The organism is Citrobacter sp. wls757, from assembly GCF_005280935.1.
In the GTDB taxonomy this organism is placed as follows: Bacteria; Pseudomonadota; Gammaproteobacteria; order Enterobacterales; family Enterobacteriaceae; genus Citrobacter; species Citrobacter portucalensis.
Genome location: NZ_SZWU01000015.1, coordinates 314,008 through 333,725, shown reverse-complemented (window position 1 = coordinate 333,725; position 19,718 = coordinate 314,008). Strand labels below are relative to the sequence as shown.

General features: G+C 49.6%; 11 protein-coding genes. 4 read left to right on the top strand and 7 right to left on the bottom strand.

The features are described 5' to 3' along the window. Positions 1-145: 145 nt before the first annotated feature. The gene (locus tag FDW94_RS03355; RefSeq protein WP_137377133.1) at positions 146-1,231 is read right to left on the bottom strand and encodes a YncE family protein; all 1,086 of its coding nucleotides are present in this window, start codon (positions 1,229-1,231) and stop codon (positions 146-148) included. 299 nt (positions 1,232-1,530) lie between these two features. Between FDW94_RS03355 and FDW94_RS03350 the strand changes: the two genes are divergently transcribed. The 3 genes from FDW94_RS03350 (at position 1,531) to FDW94_RS03340 (ending at position 13,443) form a co-directional block, all read left to right on the top strand. Beyond that, entirely contained in the window at positions 1,531-2,706 is a 1,176-nt protein-coding gene (locus tag FDW94_RS03350; RefSeq protein ID WP_008784034.1) for a DnaJ family molecular chaperone, read from the top strand. Between the two features lie 617 nt (positions 2,707-3,323). Beyond that, positions 3,324-3,902, top strand: coding sequence for a LuxR C-terminal-related transcriptional regulator (locus FDW94_RS03345; RefSeq protein WP_008784033.1), 579 nt, complete (start codon positions 3,324-3,326; stop codon positions 3,900-3,902). 196 nt (positions 3,903-4,098) lie between these two features. Further along, positions 4,099-13,443 carry an autotransporter outer membrane beta-barrel domain-containing protein gene (locus FDW94_RS03340; protein ID WP_137377132.1) on the top strand — a complete coding sequence of 3,115 codons (9,345 nt, stop codon included), beginning with the start codon at positions 4,099-4,101 and terminating at the stop codon, positions 13,441-13,443. A 144-nt stretch (positions 13,444-13,587) separates the two neighbouring features. On the opposite strand, the gene FDW94_RS03335 is transcribed toward FDW94_RS03340, so the two are convergent. The 6 genes from FDW94_RS03335 to rclA form a co-directional block, all read right to left on the bottom strand. Then, on the bottom strand, positions 13,588-14,355 hold the full coding sequence (locus FDW94_RS03335) for an EAL domain-containing protein (protein ID WP_003831149.1): 768 nt from the start codon (positions 14,353-14,355) through the stop codon (positions 13,588-13,590). A 100-nt stretch (positions 14,356-14,455) separates the two neighbouring features. Continuing rightward, positions 14,456-15,037: a LuxR family transcriptional regulator gene (locus FDW94_RS03330; protein ID WP_003831148.1), complete on the bottom strand. Its 582-nt coding sequence runs from the start codon at positions 15,035-15,037 to the stop codon at positions 14,456-14,458. Between the two features lie 21 nt (positions 15,038-15,058). Further along, positions 15,059-15,754: a pilus assembly protein PilZ gene (locus FDW94_RS03325; protein ID WP_103015057.1), complete on the bottom strand. Its 696-nt coding sequence runs from the start codon at positions 15,752-15,754 to the stop codon at positions 15,059-15,061. A 569-nt stretch (positions 15,755-16,323) separates the two neighbouring features. Continuing rightward, the gene (rclC, locus tag FDW94_RS03320; protein ID WP_008784029.1) at positions 16,324-16,884 is read right to left on the bottom strand and encodes a reactive chlorine resistance membrane protein RclC; all 561 of its coding nucleotides are present in this window, start codon (positions 16,882-16,884) and stop codon (positions 16,324-16,326) included. 11 nt (positions 16,885-16,895) lie between these two features. Next, complete coding sequence (gene rclB, locus FDW94_RS03315) at positions 16,896-17,126, bottom strand: reactive chlorine resistance periplasmic protein RclB (protein WP_032941888.1); 231 nt, start codon at positions 17,124-17,126, stop codon at positions 16,896-16,898. A 172-nt stretch (positions 17,127-17,298) separates the two neighbouring features. Then, positions 17,299-18,624, bottom strand: coding sequence for a reactive chlorine resistance oxidoreductase RclA (gene rclA / locus FDW94_RS03310; RefSeq protein WP_137377131.1), 1,326 nt, complete (start codon positions 18,622-18,624; stop codon positions 17,299-17,301). A gap of 237 nt (positions 18,625-18,861) precedes the next feature. On the opposite strand from rclA, the gene rclR reads away from it, so the two are divergent. Beyond that, the gene (rclR, locus tag FDW94_RS03305) at positions 18,862-19,716 is read left to right on the top strand and encodes a reactive chlorine-specific transcriptional regulator RclR (RefSeq protein WP_137377130.1); all 855 of its coding nucleotides are present in this window, start codon (positions 18,862-18,864) and stop codon (positions 19,714-19,716) included. Positions 19,717-19,718 lie beyond the last annotated feature (2 nt).

The following is a 19,718-nucleotide window of genomic DNA, read 5'->3' as shown; positions in this document are numbered from 1 at the left end:
CCCTTCCCCTGTGTGGTTTTTATTGAAGGGGCTTCTTTTAACATTTCAACCTGGTTGTCGCAAGGCGCAATCGATTGGATACGCCGGGCTTCCTTGCCCAACGCACCGAGGCTCGGGAGAAAAACAATAGAAAGAAGGCGAGTTGTTATTGTTTATTCAGGTCAATACGTACCACGTTATCTGGCGCAGACGTAGAGTGGTCTTTATTAAATTTCTGTTTCACGGTGACAAACAGGGTTTGCCCATCCGCCGAGAGCAGCAAGCTGTTAGGGTTTGGTGGTAAATCCCAGCTTTTCTTCACGCTGTAATCGGTCGCATTCAGGCTGAGCAATTTCCCTGAATCACGCTGGGTAATATAGATTTCGTTGCGTTTTGCGTTAAATTTCACCGCCAGCGAATCACCCACATCCAATTTTTTCAGCAGCTTACCAGTATGGATATCCAGCACCAGGGTAGTCTTCGCTTTCGAGTTGTCGGTGACAAACAGGCGACCCGTTTGTGCGTCCTCCGTCATATTCAGCAACAGCGCAGGTTGTTCTCCCAGCGGTTGCCAGCGTTTTTCTACGCGCTGATTACGCGGGTTGATAACAAGAATTTCACCGCCGCCGTTAGCTGCATAAATTCGCTGCGTCACTTCTGAATAATGCAGTCCGGTCATCCATTTACCCGTATTTTTAATGCGGGTTTTTAGCTTCAGGGTTTCAGCGTCAACCACCCAAATCACCGCCGGATCCGCCACGGCACCAATATAGAGCAAACCGTTATGCAGCAGCACCTGGCGCGCACCATACGGGAAACCTTCTGGGTTACGTTCCGGGAACAGTACGCGATTTTTCACTTTGCCGTCAGCGGTATTCAGCGCGCTCAGGCCACCATCCAGTGAGTTGGTGACATACACTGTTTTACCGTCCGGCGAGATAGCCATACCAAAGTTTTTCATATCGGTATGACTCAAGCCGAGCGTTTTAAGCGTTTTTGGATCCAGCTTGTAAACCACGCCGCCCTGCACATCTTTAAATCCTTCGGCGCTGGCAACGTACAACGCATCCCCTGCCGGGCTAAGCGCCATTTCATATAACCCATCCGCCAGCGCGCGTTGTTGCACATCACTGACGGCAGGTTGCGCTGTTTTTTCCGTAACGCTGGCGTTGCTGGCTGGCGTGGTATGCGCCGCACAACCGCTTAACGCCGCAGTAATCAGCAATGCCAGCGCGGATGTTGTTTTTTTCATTGTCGGGATCCTTACCAGAAGTAATACAGGGAGTTAATAACAAAAGAGAATGAGAACTATACGCATTATCTTTACTGAATCAAGAATAATTACCCGAGAGTAAAAAACATGAAACAGAGGTTTGAAGATGCAGACAGGTGCGCGCGACTTCCGGTTTTTCATAATTACAGTGAATTATTCTGGACGAAAAGGCATCGCAGGCCACAGAATGCGCTTTACTGTTTTTCTAACATTTTCAAACGGGTGAACCTGTTGTACTTCAGCCACTCGTTTTTTAGCCAGGCCAGGCAACGACTGTCATGAATAAGATCATCAAACGACTGGAAATCGTCAAAAGCGCTATTGAACTGGAAGATGAGGAGATTATTTTCCAGCAGGTGGCGCATCTTAAAAATGAGCCTTTGTCAGTCGTACCAGGCACCATTGTGCAGGCGATCGAAGAACGACGCTTTGGTGATGCCCTGCGTGAAATCTCGGCCTGGCTGCAATCTCAACGGGCAGTCTCTACGTGGCAGGATCCCGCCATTGCCGCCAGTAAGCTGGAACTCAAAGCACTCGAAACACAGTTGCGTGACCTGATCGATAAGCGTAACACGCGCATTCAAATCCTCGATGATTTCAACGATCTGTATCACCTTCGTCTTGGACCGCTGATGAGCCGCATTCTCGAACTGCGTAAACAGCTCGCCGCCAGTGCCCAGCGCAAACAGGAAGCGGAGCGAAAACGCCGGGAAAAAGACTATCAATCCTGTCAGCACTATATTTCCCAGGCTGTTGATCAACTGGCCAGGCTCAAGCAGCACTGGATGAACCAGAATTCAGATTCGCGCGAATCGGTGGAAACACGCCAACGTATTCAGCAGCAAACTGAACTGATTACCGCCCTGCTGGCTGAGATTCGTGAGCTGGAAAACGACTTTTCTCGCCAGGATGACAGCGCAACCCGTCAGGCACAGGAAGAGGCCAGCCATGAATATGATGAATATCAGGAGCAGCAGCAGGATGCACAGCATCGTTTTAGCCGTGACCAGCGGCTTTCCTCTGATGAACGTAATGAGTTAAAACGCCTGTGGCGTCAGGCAAGCCGTCTTTGCCACCCGGACGTGGTAGCCGATGATCTGAAAGAGAAAGCGCATCAGATGATGGTGCAGCTTAACCAGGCGCGCCAAAATGCCGATCTTGCCACCGTCCGGGCGCTACTGACTCAATTGCAAAGCGGCCTCGAACCGATGATGGCCAGTGACCGATTGAACGATTTGCAGCATTTACGCAGCAAAATACAGCAGCTCAGAGAACAAATTAACGCGCTGCTCAAAGAGATTACCGAACTGGAAGCCGAAAACGCCTGGCGGCTTGCCACCTCCGTGACTGATAAAGAAGCCTACTTCTCCGATCAACAACGGGCGCTTACGGAAATCCGCAATACGCTGGAACAGCAGGTACATCAGGTTGAACAGGAACTGTTGGCAGGCTAAGCCCTATCAGCAATAGCAATCAGAAAAAATAACCTCTTCAAGTGAGTTTTTAAAATTAAGCACAAAAAGCTAAAAATAGGATAATTCCCTAAAAACATCACAACTCTAAGAATTATCAACCTGGATACTCGAGTTTCAGGTCGATAACTGCAAATTTAGCGATATTTCTCTCTTCCCCTCGACGCCCCTTCTCTTTGTCCTGGTCTTGATTAAGAATTCTCCTACCAACCAGTAAGCCCATTAAGAAAAACGGGTATCCATCTGAAATATAATGTTTTTCATATAAATCCCCTCCAAAACAGATAGGAATACCCTGTCTTTATAGAAACCACTCAATCATTATTCATGCGATTCATAAGCGAAATCTATCAATCATTTACGCAGAGCTGAAATAAACGATTTATCTTAAATTTTAACAAAGTGTAATATCTACTTTAAGAATAGTTAATGATTCTAATAAATACAGAGAATATCTGTTTAATCTGGAATTAATAAGGATACGTTCACAGCACAGAACGTAATACGAGATTTAATTAACATTTCACGCGTCGCAAGAAACTCTTTTTTAACCTACAAAAAGAGGCGGCTGCTTGCACCAAAATTTCAAGGAGATCGTTATGTCAAAGGCTATTTTTTTGGGTGACTCAATTTACCCTTGGCTAGGCATGCGAGAAATCCTACGTGGCTCATCATTATATATTGATATCGCGTATTACTCCTCCCAGACGCTCTCTGCTGTCAAAATGCTTCCTTATGAAACGGATTGCATCATCATTAATCCTGACAAATCAGATTTTTTAAAATATGCCAGGATTATCCGCAACATGGCTTTACGACCTGTCACCAAAATTATTGTTTTGGCAGATGAAGCTACTTTTACTCTTTTTCAAACCGTTTGTGGGAAGAACATGCTGTTTCTTGATCAAGATGCCAGTCTTGATCGGCTACACCATGCCGTTACACGTATCACAAAAAACAATAACCAACAAAATATCAAAGCATTACACAACAAGATCACAGCAAACGAATTCAACGTAATGATGATGCTTGCACGAGGATGGTCACTGACACAAATCGCCGGGGCATCACAAAAAAGTGAAAAAACCATCGGGGCGTACAAAAGCAATATTGCCAGAAAACTCGGCAAAAATAACACCCGGCTCAAGTACACCATTTCTCACTATAGCCAGCCGTAACTGACTTATTTAAGGACAATTATCACGGTTATTATTTAAAAAAGTTTTCTTTCGACTCGCTTTTTAATTCCGCATCGCACGGAAGGAAACCCTATTCCCAAAAATCTATTACCGGGTAGCACATCCGCGTGCCAACCATAGCCAACAACTCAATGTATTAACACATGCATAACAGGAATGTAGACGAGGGTTATATATGAACAAAGTTTACAGCATTATTTGGAACGCGGCGCTCGGTATCTGGGTGGTCGTTTCTGAATTAACCAAAGGAAAGAAAAAAAGCAGCTCGCGCAAAACTGTTGCGGTATTAGCAGCGGGTGCATTAAGCGCTGCTTCAATGCAGGTTTCCGCTGATCCGATTATCGATATCGGTGATCACAATATTTTCACCGACTACCAGGCAGGTATTTCCGTTGGGGATTATGCGGGTATCCACGACTACGGATTCTTATATAAAGATATCACTGCTGGTCAGGCGCTCAATATCAGCGGTGCGATCCCAACGATCAGTCCGGGTCAAAGTGGCGTTGTTGAATCAACGACCATCAGAGAGCTGCTGCAAACAAACAAAATCACTCTTAAGGCCACCAGCCCTGACCAGAGCGTAAAAACGATTACTAATGCTGAAGAGCTGGCGGAATACCTGACGTACAACCGGTCGTCGACGCCTTCACAGAGCACAGAATTCTCTATTAACGACCCGGCATTTCCTGGTGAGCCAGCATCAATTAAAGTCTTTGATACCCAGGAGTTAAGTAGCTTTCTTACCGAATCACAGATCGGCGATTCGGTATTAAACACCTACGATCCAACGTTGTCTAAAATCTATAAACAATTTGGCATCGCGCTGGCGACAAATGGCTCCATAGCCAATCTGGATATTGGCAACGACACGCTCAATGTCCGTGACAAAGCCAATACTATCGAGTTGCTGGCTAAAGACTCCTCCTTGCTGGAGGCTCAGGACGCAGGTAGCCAGGTTAACTGGCAATCCGATAACTATATAAAATTTAACGCCGCCCCAGTTATCCCTGAAAAAACGTTCGCCGGTTCAGCACAAACCTCCGTGTTTGGCGATGATGTAACACTCATGTCCTACGGCTATGATGCAGACGGTAAAGTAGTCGAAACGGGTACGCGCACATTTAACATTACCAGCACGCAGGAGCTGGCCGATTTTAACGACTGGCTGTTGGGTAAAAGCAGCGACGCAGCAGAAAACCCTGAAGGGCAAAAGGTCAGTCAACTGCAGTTGTGGCTGGATGTTGAAAACGGTGATATCACAACCGTCACCGCCGCGCAGACAAAATACGCGGAGCTGATTGATGGCTTGATCAACTCCAGCAAGTCTTCAGACGTGCTTACCTGGGATTACGACGTCTGGACCGACGGCTTGTCGCATAGCAATAACGCGACCGCTGGCCGCGGTGAGCTGCATGCTATTTACGCCAACGGTGCAGGCACCTCCGGCACCCTGAACAAAGATGCGATTATTGCCGTTGACGGCAGTATTAACGGTGTCATGAAATCCCTTAATGGCGGGGTTATCACTAACCTTGGCGAGCTGAACGCATTACGCACGTCTACCGGGCAGAGTCTGGCGATTGGCATGCTGGCAAAAGACGCAACGGCAACCAACAACGGGATCATCAACTCCGGGCTGTTTATCGACAAAGACGGCAATCAAAACGTCAACAGCTATGGCGCATTTGGCATGCAGGGGCAAGGCGCCAGCCAGATAGCAAACAACGGCACCATTAACCAGGCGATCACCACCGATAACTTTGGTACCGCGTCGGCAGCCGATCCCTGGAGTAAGGATGAGCCAGATTCTTCGCTGACGCTGGCTATTGGCATGCAACTGTCTGACGAATCGCAAGGCGTCAACAACGGCGATATCAACGTCGTGGACGGGCGCAAAAACGGTGCATCCTTTGCCAAAGGCACGGCTTATGGCGTAGAAGTCGCCGGGAATGCCACTTTCACTAACGCTCAGGATGCCTCAATTTATCTTGGTCGCGACGCAAGCGATCCGTCTAAAGATGTCACGATGGCTGGCGGCTCTAGTCTGAGCGCCGGGATCATGACCAAAAGTGCCAAAGAGGTGATTAACAACGGTCTGATCACGCTGGGAACCGGGATACGCAACGCCGCGGGAATTCTGGTCGGGAATGCCACAGGCAACGTTCTCAATACCGGCAATATCGTGATCAATGGAGGTTCTGACGGGGGCAGCAGTAAAAACTACGGCATCTCCGTACGCGACAGCGGCGCGGAAAATAATCAGGAAATCCGCAACGACGGCAAGATTAACGTAAATGGCACCAACAACGTGGGGATCCACGTTAGCGCCAATAACAAAAATGCCGAAGTCACCACCAGCGCTTCAGGCTCTATCGTGGTGGACGGTGAAGGCGGTGTCGGTAACCGTAACTACGCTATCTGGGCAGAAGGCGGCGCTAACGGCCAGGCTGTGGTCAACGTCTACTCCAACATTACGCTGGATAAAGCCGGTAACATCGGTGTGCATGTACGTGATAACGCCATCGCTAACGTTGACAGTCTGAGTAGCCCGATATTTAACAGCACCGATCAGATTGGTTATTACCTGTTTGGTAAAGGCGCTACCGCCAACATTGGTCAGGCGGTGATGAATGACAATGGTCAGGATCGCACCACCATTTTCCGTATCGCCAATGGCGCATTGCTGGCCGGGAATACCACGCCGCCGAATGGTCAGGCTGGCTCCAACCTTGATCTTACCCTCAGCGGTAAGAATTCCGTGGGCGTTCTCGCCACCGGCGCTGGCAGTAGCGTAGATACCGGTGAAGCTACGTTTGCCGTTAAGGGCAGCGACTCAGCGGCACTGGTAATCGAAGGCGGCGCGAAAGGGACCATCAGTGATAAAACCACCATCAATTTAACCGGCGAAAGAACCGTTGCCGGGGTTGTGGATGGTCAGGCTCACCAGTTGAATGGTGACACGCAGGGTAATCCGACTAGCACCACCCTCACCTCGAACGCGAAGATTACCTCTGAAGCTAGCGGCAATGAGGTTATCGCCTATGTGGCGAGGAATCAGGGCAACCTGATCCTGGATACCAACTCGATTATTGATCTGGCCAGCGTCGACAGCATCGGTGTTGATGTTCAACAAGGCGGGAGCTTAACCAATAACTCTTCCAGCGCTCTGCATGTCAGCAACGGCATCGGTGTTAGAGCTTCAGGTGCCAGCGCACAAATCAATACACTGGGCAAAGTTCAGGTTGATAATGGTACTGCCGGGGTTCTGCTCACCCAAGGAGCCAGCCTGCTAATTAACGGTATTTCTGGCGACAGTATTACTACCGATGGCACCGCTGACGGTATTCGTCTGGCCGAAGGCGCTGGCGCTCTGTCCGCGCAAAATGTGGAGATCAGTGCAAAGGGTGACGGTGCTGGCATTCAAAACGATGCTAACAATAACAATATCCTGTTACGAAACGTCACCATAAACTCCAACGATGGCGCAGGCATCCGCACCAGCGTGGCGTTGACCATGACCGATAAAGACAGCGCTGGAAATATCCTCAACGTCAACGGGAAAGGTACCGGCTTTGCCTTTGAAAAACGCGATGGCAGCTCGGTATCGGGCGATCTGACCATCGGCAAAGGCTACACCATTGAGGTGCTGAACAGCGAAGGCAGCGGTATCCGCGCTAATACCAACGGTAATGTCACCACCAATGCCGACATTAACGTGCATAACGACGCAGGCGGTTCGGCGATCATCGCGAAAAACGTCAGCGCCTTGACCAACAGCGGCAAGATTATCTCTGCCAGCACCACCTCACCGGTTATTGACGCCAGCGGCGACAGCAGTAAAACCATTACCAACACGGGAACCCTGCAGGCCATCAACGACACGGCCGTGGCCATTCAGTCCGGCAAAGGCAATGACACCATTGATATCAGCGGCGGTGTAACCAGCGGCGTAATCAATACCGGCGAAGGTGCGGACATCTTTAACTGGCGTAGTGGCTCCTATGCGGGTGAAGTGAATTTCGCCGGTACTGGCGGTAACAATAAAGCCAACATCGGCAATGTGACGCTGGATAAAACACGCCACATCACTACTGAAGCAGGTAGCGGCAACGCCCTCACCTTCACCGATACAAAAGGTGCGAAGATTGGTACGCTGGCTAGCGACAACCTGACCACTGGCACCAACATCGGCACCGGCTGGGATTCGCTGACCATCAGCGGCTCAAACGCAGATGTCCGGGTCGTAGAAAACCTGACGCTGGCAAGCAAAACCATTGCCGTAAACAATGGCGCAACCCTGAGCACCGGCGACCACGTCGAGCCGACCAGTACTGCCGCAAGCATTGGCGATTACAATGTTACGACCCAGGGCACAGGCAGCCGGGTTATCTTCGATACCCTGGGTGATGCTTCAGCGGCGCAAATTTATCGCGGTATCATCAGCGGTGACGGGAAGTTCGAACGTGCGGCGGGCGGTACCACGATCTTCACCGCTAACAATACCTACACCGGCTCTACCACTATCGCTCAAACCGGTACGCTGCAGTTGGGTGACGGCGGAAATACAGGCGAAGTCAGCGCCGTGTCGAATATTCTCGATGACGGCGTACTCATCGTTAATCGAGCTGATAAAGTTTGGCTCAACGGCGTGATCTCCGGTATTGGCGCGCTGCAGCAAATCGGTGGCGGCATTACCCGTCTGAACGGCAATAACACCTATACCGGCGACACCACCGTTACCAACGGCACGCTGCTGGTGAATGGCGATCAAAGCGCGGCGCGCGGTGCCACCACCGTTAGCGGCACGTCCACACTTGGCGGTAATGGCACTATCGGCGGCAACGTGCTGATGAACGATGCCACGACCCTCAGCGCCGGTGACGGTGGTGCGGGTACGTTATCCATTAAAGGTAATCTGCAGCTTGGTAGCAAAACGACTTCCGCTTTCGAACTGGGTCAGGCCTATACGCCAGGCGGCGCGCTAAACGATCTGATTAACGTCGCGGGCGATCTGCAACTGGACGGGACTCTGGATGTCACCACTTCACAGGGCGGTAACTTCGGACCGGGCGTGTACCGTATCTATAACTACGGCGGCACGCTGGATAACCAGACGCTGGAATTAGGCGCAATACCGGACAGTCAGGATAAGAGCAATATTTTTGTCCAGACCTCCATCGACAAACAGGTCAACCTGGTGAACGCCAACGGCGTTACCCTGCAGTTCTGGGACGGCGCAACCGTCAATCAGAGCCACGGCGCGTCGGGTATTGAAGGCGACAGCAAAATTGACGGTGGCGATGGCAAATGGATGGCAATCGGCAGCCAGGGTGATAACAACTGGACCACCGCAACCGGTGAAGGTAACGCCCCTTGGGCACAGAAGTCCTTCGCCGTCTTCACCACCAAAGGCGGTACAGTTACCGTGGACAACGCCGCGGGAGAAGTTAACTTCTCCGGGGCACAGTTTGATGCCGATGGCTATGTCGTTAAAGGCGATGCGCTTAACGCGTATGCCACCACTGAAAACGCGACCCACGCAGGCCAGACGCCGGGAACAGGCGAACTGCTGCTGCGCGTTGGCGCCGGTGGCGCGGGGCAAAACTATACCGCGACCATTGAGTCTGTTATCCGCGAAGCCAGTACTGCTGACAAGCTGACGCTGGTGAAAACCGACCTTGGCCGTCTGATCCTCAGCGGCGATAACGAGTATCGCGGCGGCACGCGCATTGATGGCGGCACGTTGCAGATCTCCTCCGACAGCAATCTCGGCCAGAGCGGAACTGACCTGGCAATCAATAACGGTTCAACGCTGCAACTGGGCGCGGACCTGACCAGCAATCGCACCATCGAGCTGGGAGCGAATGAGAACGCAGCGGTGTTCGATCTCAATTCGCACCACTTCACGCCAACCGGTGAGATTACTGGCGACGGTAAACTGAAAGTCACCAGCAGCTCTAGCGATGCGGGCAGCACCTTGTCGCTCGACCGCGCAAACAGCTACAAAGGCGACACAGAAATTGCCGGTACCGGAAACGCCAACAATGTGACGGTCAACGTCAGCAAAACCGGAGCCTTTGGCAGTAACGAAAGCAGCACCGTGAATGTCAATAAGGGCGCGACGCTCAATGTCAGCGGGACAGATACCAGCCTGAAATCCCTGACTATGAACATCGCCGACAGCCTGTTAACGCTGGCAGATAACGTCACCGCAGCGAGCGCAATGCTGAACCTGACGGGCACGGCGAAAGCGGTGTTAACCAACAACGCCACCGCGGGCAACGCGACGGTTAACGTGTCAAAAGACAGTACTCTGGCGCTGGAAGAAGACGCCAGCGGCGGCAATGCCACCGTGAACAACAGCGGACTGATGACCTTTGCTGACCTGGCGATGGCAGAAAATACCGTCGTTAAAAACCTGGCGGGCGGTAAGGTCGATATCAGCGCAGTCGACAGCGCAACATCTATCGGCTCGTTGTCCGGCGCAGGTAATGTCGAACTGGGTAATAAAGAGCTGTCGCTGGGTAATCTGCATCTTGATGACACCATCAGCGGCATTATCAGCGGCAACGACGGCAGCCTGGTGAAAATCGGTGACGGCACGTTAACGCTGACCGGCGACAACACATACACCGGCACCACGGACGTCAATGAAGGCGTACTGCTGGTCAACGGTAATCAGTCTGCGGCTACCGGCCAGGTGACGGTAAAATCCGGGGCAACGCTCGGCGGAAACGGAATTATTGGCGGCGCGGTTGATGTGCTGGACGACGCGCATATTACCGCGGGTGCAGCTATCAACAGCGTGGGTAAACTGACTACCGGTTCGCTGACGCTCAGTGATAACGCACAGCTGGATTATCAGTTTGGTCAGGCTTACACCCCGGGCGGTGCTTTCAACGACTTGATTGATGTAAATGGCGATCTGACGCTCGACGGTAAGCTCAACATTGAAACCTCACCGGGCGGCAGCTTTGATGTCGGCGTCTATCGCGTCATCAACTACACCGGCACATTGACCAACAATGTGATGGATATTGCTAACGCGCCGGAAGCGGCTGACAGCCTGTACGTGCAGACATCGGTGAAAAATCAGGTCAACCTGGTCAACCACGCAGGACTAACGCTGCGCTTCTGGGACGGCACCGGTGGTGAAAATGGCGAGCTGAAAAACAACGGCGTCATCAACGGCGGCGACGGTATCTGGCAATCCAGCAAGGGTAACGACAACTGGACTACCGATGAATCAACGCCGGAAGGCGCGCTGAACGCACCGTTTACCGATGCCGCGTTTGCCGTCTTCCAGGGTGAAGCAGGCAACGTGACCGTCGATAACAGCAAAGGCGACGTCATCATCAGCGGCGCGCAGTTCGCCACCGATGGTTATCGCGTGGGCGGCGAAGCCATTACCACCAATACGGCCAACACCCTGATTCGCGTTGGCGATGGCACAGTAGACGGCGCCAACTACACCGCGACTATCGACAGCGTTATCCGCGGTACCGGCGGCCTGAATAAAGGCGATCTCGGTACCCTCATCCTCACAGGCGACAACACCTACAGCGGTGGAACGACCATCACCTCCGGGACGCTGCAGGTAGCGGGCGATACCAACCTGGGTGCGGCAGATACGGGAATTACCTTTAATGGCGGTACGCTGAAGTATGGCGAAGCGTTTGATACTGCCCGTCAGGTGACGCTGGAATCCGGCGGCGGGACATTCGACACCAACGGGCATGACGTTTCTCTGCTGACTGAAGTCGAAGGTAACGGTCAACTGACCAAAACCGGTAAAGGCTCCCTCACCCTGACGCTGGATAACACCTACACCGGTGGCACCACCATCGAACAAGGCGTTTTACAGCTGGGTAACGGCGGTGATATCGGCAGCATTCAGGGGGATGTCGTTGATAACGGCGTACTCAACGTCAATCGTGGCGATACCCTGGCGCTGACCGGCAATATCAGTGGTAAAGGCCAGTTGCATCAGACCGGTAGCGGCATTACCGAGCTGCAAGGCGAAAACAGCTACAGCGGCGCGACGTTGATCGCCAACGGCGTGTTGCAAGCGGGTAATGCCAACACCCTGAGTAGCGCATCGCACCACTATGTGGTCGCAGACACCACGTTGAACACTCAGGGTTACAACCAAACGGTAGCGGGCCTGAGCAACGGTGGCGATGTCTCGCTCATCGGTCAGCAGACTGGCACAACCTTAACCGTCAAAGGGGATTACACCGGCGAAAAAGGGACTATCAACATGGCGGCTATCCAGAATGGTAGCGGCTCAGGCATTGCCGACCGTCTGATTATCGATGGCGGTAAAGCCAGCGGTAGCACGCTGCTGGATGTCGATGGTTCTGGTCTCGGCGCGCCGACCATTGGGGATGGTATCGAAGTGGTGACAGCGCTCAATGGCGCAACCACCACCGCACAAACGTCGCGGGATGCCTTCCATCTTGCCGCCGATCGTATGGCTGCAGGTGCGTTTGAGTACCAACTGCATGCGGGTAATGCTCAGGGCCAGGGTGAAAACTGGTATCTGAGAAGTGAATACCGTCCAGAAACCATGCTGTATTCTGGCCTCGCCAGCGTCGTACGTCAGGGTGATCTTAGCCTGTTGGGTAACATGCACCAACGTATGGGTGACGAGGTTAAACCGGGCATTGATGAAGACAATCGCGCCTGGGCAAGAATGATTGGCTACTCCGGTAAAACCAAACTGGATGACGCGGCCGGTACGCAAACCAGCTCCCATACCATGGGCATTCAGGTCGGCGTTGATATGTATGCTAACGAAAGCTGGAAAGCCGGGATGTATACCAGCATCCTTGATATCGACAGCAACGTGAAAGGCACGAAGACAGGCAGCGATGGCAAAGGCGGTAACATCGACGACAACGCATTTTACGTCGGCGGCTATGCTACCTGGTTCTCGGGTGACGGTATGTATGTTGATAACGTCCTGCAGTACGGTAACCATAAATCCCGCCTGGAGGCGACCGGTAACAACGGCTCGTATACGGTCAGAGGCAACACGCTGACGGCGTCGACAGAGGTAGGTAAATCGTTCCGTTTAGGTGCCAGCGCATGGAGTCTGGAACCTCAGGCTCAGTTGATCTACCAGTACAGCGACTTTGATAACAGCACGCTGGATGGTGTGACCCCAACGAAAGTGAAAATGGATACTGCGGATTCCTTTACCGCGCGTCTGGGCGTGCGTCTGGTCGCTGACTATGACACCAACCATGGCAAATTCCAGCCGTATGGCAGGGTAAACGTCTGGCAGGGTCTGGGTTCAAAAGACAAAACGCACTTTACCAATGCGGTAGCCACCACCACGCTGGAATCTTCACAGCAGTACTCCAGCACTGAAGTTGCAGCCGGCCTGTCATGGTCCATCGACAGAAACCTGCAGGTCTACGGTGAGCTGGGTACGCAATTCAGCAACGGCGGCAGTAAGTCGCAGGTAGAAGCGCCGGTCAATGCCTCTATCGGCTTTAAGAAATCGTTCTAAGCTGACATAAACTCACCAGCCCCCTTTTCTGCAGGGGGCTTTTTTTTGCCGTTCAAAGTCGCCTGATGCGCTACGCTTATCAGGCCTACAGACTTAACAGCAACGCGGAACAACCAAGGGGTTGGGAAACGTGAAAAGGAGGGATTAACGATTATATTGTGCTAAGAGTGAAGGGATCTCTTCTGCCAGCACTGGGGGAGAAATGAAAAAGCCTTGAATTTTGTCACAACCAATCTGCATCAACCGCTCCAACTGGGACTGGGTTTCCACCCCTTCGGCAAGAACTTCAATACCAAAATTATGCGCCAGTGAAATAATACCCTCAACAATCTTCGTTGATCGGGTGTCGGGCTCAATACCGGTGACAAATTCCTTATCAATTTTTAAAGTGTCAAAAGGATATTTCAACAGGTAATTAAGATTAGCATGGCCGGTTCCAAAATCATCAAGTGCAAGCTTGACCCCTATCGCCTTTAATTCCGTCATATTTTTAGCCGCAATCTGACTGTCGCACAGCGGTGACGTTTCCGTGACCTCTATTTGGCATCGATGGACCGGCAATCCGGAAGTGGCAAGATTTTGTCTGACGCGTTGGGGTAGCAGAGGATCGCAGAATTCAAGCGCGGAAATATTGACGGATAATACAATGGGGTCAGGCCAGGAAGTTGCAACATCCCACGGAGAGTGAGTAACCATATCTTCAATGGAAATAATATTGCCGCTATCTTCCAGTAAGGTAATAAAAACATCGGGAGAGATCATACCCATCTGAGGACTATTCCAACGCATTAATGCTTCAAATCCGCTTATACGCTGGGCATGCAAATTGAAAATAGGCTGATAAACCATATAAAGTTGACTGGTATTCAAAGCCTTTTCAAGCGCAGTTAGCACCTCATTGGAATTAAACATTCCCCTCTCCCTCTACAAATCATAAAATTAAAAACCAGTCAAAATCACTCCCAAATTGTATCTACTATTAGGTGTATTACATCAGAAAAGAATGGTCAGGTTAGGGTAAAAAAGACATACGATGGGTAAATCTGACAATTAACTTATTTAAATCAGAGGTATTGGTCAGGCCAAGCTTGGCGACGACTCTCATCTTATGTGCCTGAATCGTTTTATAGTTCAGGCTAACTAACTCAGAAATTTCTTTGGCTGTATAACCACTTACCAGTAAGTTCAGGATCTGCTGTTCTCTTTCGGTTAATCTCTTCTGCGAACGATACAGTCGGGGGTTCCATTTCCCGACTGATAATTTCGCCAATTGACCAAAATCGCGCAGTGAAGATTTTTCAGTCAAAACTATTGTTTTTTCGACATATAATAACTCTACGCATAATTTCGCCACCAAACTATCAGCAACAATCACCACGACGTTATTATAAAATTTGAATCGGTTTTTATTCAAAAACTGAACAATGTCTGAACACGCTTGTTCATTATCAATGATATTAAAAACCATGGTTTGATGCTGGCATAATGATGACTGATGCAACATATCCTCAAACTGGAATGTTTGTATCGGTACATGTTTGCTGGTCAGGTAGGCAAACATACCATTGCCCACAAAATTATCACTGCCACACATCAACATCCTGTTCACCGTTCCTTATAAGCTTCTAATCTTGTTACTCATTAAAAATTTAATAATGATTTTCTCGACTTCAGTCTCTTCACGACGATTTTTAAAGTCGAACTCACATGAGATCTGATGACAGGAATACAACTGGTTATCCTCATCAAATTCATTGATCGGGACGACATCGATCACTTTTAAGTCCAGTTGTAAACTGCCAAAGGTATCGAAATCCAGAGATGCATTTTTAATCACCGCATCTTTATAAAGAAAACGGGCGTTTACATCTTTAACGATTAACGCACAACCACCCTGCGAGATATTTTTAATCTTGAGAGAGTAGTTTTCTCCATTTTTGTAACGACCAAAACAGAAAAAGTCATAACCCTTCAGGAATGAAAAACGCTGATTTTGTCTCTGCTGGGCAAAGAAAATCATATCCGGGATGAAGTAGGATAATCCTGCTTCCGCACCTGCTGACGAGGTTTGTTCGAACCTGGCAGTAAACTTTACAATCCCGCTTTCACTGTGCAGGATAAAGTATTGGACCTTTTCAGGAACAATGTCTCCGTGTCCGGAGATGACAAACCGTTCGAAATCAATCTTCTCTAACTGCGTGATAACGCTACTGTCTCCACACAGGATTTCCAGTTTCGTTTTCTTATGAAGCTCTTCACGAAGGATAGCGATGATTTCAAACTTGTCTTCCTTTGCTAAGCCAAAGCTCATTCTAAAACCCTTATTTCCATATTTAAGATATGTCCCGCCTTTGGTTACTCACAAAACGCGAGATCAGCATCCACCCCTGGTGCTTAATTACCATAGTGGATTCCATGTCAAACAGTTGGTTAAAAATTAAGTTTTTAACTATCTTTAGTCAGTTATTGATACGTAAAAACATTTAATCAGGATTAATTCTAGCTCAAGCCAGGCCTAAAACCACGCGAACTTGCGTACTGGCTATAACAAAAGCGAATAACAAAATTTTTAAAATGAGGTTTTGAGATAACAAATAGCAAGAATTGTACAGAAAAAAATAAAGCAATCATGATGGAGGGGCTACGCAACATGCGGGTTGGCGTGCTATCGCGGGGGATAAGAGAAGATGTTTACTGCACTCTATCATTAACTAAAATATAGCCCTGACTCGTTATGCTTCTAAATTGAATAATTGCAATTTATATATGCTTAATAAATTTACCTTAAGTCAGAAAAAAAGCCAGCATCCTGCTGGCCCGGTAAGTACCGAATCGAACTATAGTGGCTTGCTATCTTACAGAGGGCACAACGTTAAAAATTCAATACCGCTGCTTAATTATTGATCGGGATGAATCTGCGATAATCATCACTGCTCCCGCCAACATTAACGTATCTTTTAACACCAACCGCCCGGCGCCTGACAAGTACGGAAATCCGTGGTGTAAATCACCCAGCGGCATTACCCATGCTTCTGGAGTGGTTATTAAAAATGATAAGGTAACAATTGGTGTGGCAAATGCCAGAACGCCGCCAATTAATCCCAACCAACGGCTAACAGGATTAGCCAGCACCAGCAAAGCGATAAGAACTTCGACTACGCCCAGGCCATTTGAGAACGTATACGTGTTATTCGCTGTCTGCCATTCACGAGCCTGTGGTTTGAATTCACCTTCGTGGGTTAAATGTTGTTTGTATTCTTCTGGATGCTCATAAAAAAATGACATTACCGGACTATTGGCGACAAACGGCGTAATGCTGTCGGCTTCGTAAGGTACAAATTTTAATAAACCAATCCAGATAAAAACAATCGCGATACTCAGGCGAATCAAGGTTAATCCAACTCTATCGCCTTTGCCCAATATACGAAGATACTTTTCCATCCCGGCTCTCCTTACTTGTACAAAATTGCCGTTGCGTGAGTACTGCTATCAATGCGCATTGAGGTAATTTTCCAGGAAGTCGCATTCTTTTCCTGCGCCAGTTTCGCAATAGCATCTTCCACCACGGAAGGAGAGCCAGACACGGCTGATACGCTAACGTGGGCAACCTCTGTTTGCGCTAACGCGGAAAATGTCACCGGAGCAGTCAGTAACGCAGTCATTAGTAACGTAGACTTAAACATGTTCATTTCTATTTCCATTAACGAGTTATTTCAGTGGGAATATAATAAAACATGTCACTTTATTTTATTTCATCCGCAACGCCAGAATAACTGTCAATTAGTATCAGGAATATAAAAAATAAATAAAAAAAAGCCCCACACGGGTGGGGCAAATATGCAGACTACGCTATTATCATTTTATGAGAGAAAAGAGATCGTTTAATGATTCGCTCATACTTGGATGGGTAAATATCTGGTCACGCAATGTGGTATAAGGTAACCCCGCATCCATAACCGTCTTGATGATATTAATCATTTCATGAGAATCCACGCACAGCAGCGACACGCCTAATATTTGTTTCGTTTCGCTATCCACCACCGCTTTAAGAACACCACGCGTATCATTCATCACACGTGCACGCGGGATAGCCGCTACCGGCAACGTCACGACTTGCACCGCCGCACCGCTGGCGCGAGCCTGTTCTTCAGTCATTCCGACGCGGGAAAGCGGCGGCGTCATAAAGACGGAATACGGTACGTTTTGGCGATCGCCCGTGTTACGTAACCCCTCGCCCAGCAGGTTGTCACGCACAATACGGAAGTCATCCAGTGAGATATAGGTAAATTGTAATCCACCAGTGACATCGCCCATTGCCCAAATGTTATCTGCCGATGTACGCAAATATTTATTCACAACAATAGCACCACGATCGTTTACATCCACACCCGCTTTCTGCAATTGCAGGTTTTCTGTCGCCGGTTTGCGACCTGATGCTACCAACAGCGCATCCACCGTCTGGGCACCCTCCGGCATGTGCAGCTGTACTGCACCATCATGAGAGGAGACCGACTGCACGTTGGCATTGAGGATCAGCTCGACGCCTTTGTCGCGTAAAATGTTGGCGATAGCGTCAGCAATATCCCGGTCCTCACGAGGCAAAAACTGCGGAGCTGCTTCATAAATAGTGACTTTGCTACCAAAGTTGGCAAACATCGATGCGAATTCAACGCCGATATACCCACCGCCCAAAATGCCCAGACGCTCTGGACGTTGCGTCAAATTCAACAGCCCGGTGCTGTCAAATACGCCAGGTGTCGTGGTTAATCCCTCAACGTTTGGAATCGTTGACTGGGCGCCAGTATTAATAAAGATTTTCTCGCCGCTCAGCTCAATCTCGCCTGTTGACTGCACGACTCGCACAGTATGGTTATCAACGAATTCAGCACGACCTTCAATCACATCCACGTTTTCCAGATCGGCAAGATTATGGAAATTTTTATCGCGCAGAAAACTGACAACAGAGGCCTTGCGTTGCATTGCTTCGGCAAAGTCATGCTGAAGCTCAGCATCATGTACCAGGGTTTTGGTTGGGATACAGCCGATGTTGATGCATGTCCCGCCATACATGGTGTTTGACTGTTCAATAATCGCTACCCGCCAACCCGTTTTGGCCAGAGTTGCCGCCAGCGTTTTACCCGCTTTGCCAAATCCAATAATAATCGCCTGATACTGATTCATGCTGTCTCTCCGCCAAGTCACTGTTCGTTTGATGAACTGAAATATAGCTCTAACTCTGCCGAAACAATGTATCCACAACTCGCAGATAACTGTCAGATCGTCTAAATTAGCCTTAAAGATGACTAACATTTCGAGAATGAATTATTACACTAACACTTTGAAGGTATTAATATAATAATGAAATAAAGAGATAATATCGTTTCAATAAACGACAACAAAAAATGTTCAGGAGTCTCCATGGATGCCCTTAGCCGATTACTGATGCTTAACGACCCACAAGGCTCAATTGACCAAAACTGCCTACTGAGCAGGGACTGGCAACTGCCTCACGCAGCAGGTGAATTGTCCATTATCCGCTGGCATACGGTCACACAAGGGGCAGCCCAACTGGACATGCCCGATGGGACATCTTTTACTCTGCGGCCCGGTACTATCGTGATCCTGCCGCAAAACTCCGCACATCGGCTCTGCCAGTCTGGCGATGAACAAACACACATTGTTTGTGGCAGCCTTCGATTGCACGCTTCCTCACGCTATTTTTTAACTGCGTTACCGGAAGTATTGGTTCTGGCACCTGATGAAAATAGCCCTGTCAGCTATTGGCTCAAGGCCATGATTGCGTTGATGCAACAGGAATCCTTGAGTACTCTGCCAGGTTCCAGTGTAGTCTGCAGTCAACAATGCGCCACACTGTTCGCCTTAGCCGTTCGCGAATGGTTAACCAAGGCGACCCCCGTTCAAAACGTGTTAAATCTACTGCTTCATCCCAAACTAGGGGCTGTCGTCTTCATGATGCTGGAGTCACCGGCGTTTGCCTGGACCGTCGAAGAACTGGCGAAACGTGCGCATATGTCGCGGGCCAGCTTCGCGCAGCTATTTCGTGAAGTCTCAAACTCCACGCCGCTCGCAGTATTAACCACTTTACGCCTGCAATTCGCTGCCCAGATGCTGTCTCGCGGGTCGCAGCCATTGGTTGTGGTGGCCGAGTCGGTAGGCTACGCCAGCGAATCGTCATTCCATAAAGTCTTTTTACGGGAATTTGGCTGCACGCCGGGTGAGTACCGCAAACGCGTGAAGGCACTGGAGGTATAACG